Raw genomic sequence first — 592 nt, forward strand, 5'->3', positions numbered from 1 at the left:
ACGGTTACGCTAAGCGACACAGTAAACTATGCCTTAGTAGACGGCTCAGTGGTATTGACCCAAGCCGGTGCTGACTTAGTCAATAGTGGCGAAGAATTACCTGCTTTCACCTTAACGCCAAACGACGGCACGGTTGATGGCGATGCAGTAAGCGTTGATCCAAGTGTTGCGACCGTGAATGATGCACCAGAAATTACTATCTTAACCAGCAATGACTTTACTGAAGATGACGGCAGCGCCGTTGCTGGCGCAGAAGTGGCGACCTTTGAGACCTTCGATGAAGATGGCGATGAAGTGACAGTCACCTTAAGCGATACCGTTAACTACGAAATCGTAGATGGTACGGTTGTCCTCACTGAAGTCGGTGTAGCATTAGTGAATAGTGGTCAAGAATTACCGGCTTTCACCTTAACGCCAAACGATGGCACAACAGATGGCTACGCAGTAAGCGTTGATCCAAGTGTTGCGACCGTGAATGATGCACCAGAAATTACTATCTTAACCAGCAATGACTTTACTGAAGATGACGGCAGCGCCGTTGCTGGCGCAGAAGTGGCGACCTTTGAGACCTTCGATGAAGATGGCGATGAAG

The 592-nt window shown here is 48.8% G+C and carries 1 protein-coding gene; it reads left to right on the top strand.

Annotated elements, in window-relative coordinates:
- Positions 1–592: hypothetical protein (locus OW492_RS16960; protein WP_290041714.1), on the top strand; the 592-nt coding region annotated here is incomplete at both ends.

This window comes from Psychromonas sp. 14N.309.X.WAT.B.A12 (assembly GCF_030397575.1).
Lineage (GTDB): Bacteria > Pseudomonadota > Gammaproteobacteria > Enterobacterales > Psychromonadaceae > Psychromonas.